General features: G+C 53.4%; 1 rRNA gene. It reads left to right on the top strand.

The features are described from left to right. Positions 1-2 precede the first annotated feature (2 nt). A 16S ribosomal RNA gene (locus tag CHH60_RS30140) occupies positions 3-292 on the top strand; the annotation flags it as partial.

Below are 292 nucleotides of genomic sequence, written 5' to 3' on the forward strand. Positions count from 1 at the left end.
CTTTATTGGAGAGTTTGATCCTGGCTCAGGACGAACGCTGGCGGCATGCCTAATACATGCAAGTCGAGCGGACTTGAAGAGAAGCTTGCTTCTCTGATGGTTAGCGGCGGACGGGTGAGTAACACGTAGGCAACCTGCCCTCAAGCTTGGGACAACTACCGGAAACGGTAGCTAATACCGAATACTTGCTTCCTTCGCCTGAAGGGAGCTGGAAAGACGGAGCAATCTGTCACTTGAGGATGGGCCTGCGGCGCATTAGCTAGTTGGTGAGGTAACGGCTCACCAACTAGCT

Source organism: Paenibacillus sp. 7523-1 (genome assembly GCF_002276415.1).
Lineage (GTDB): Bacteria > Bacillota > Bacilli > Paenibacillales > Paenibacillaceae > Paenibacillus > Paenibacillus illinoisensis_A.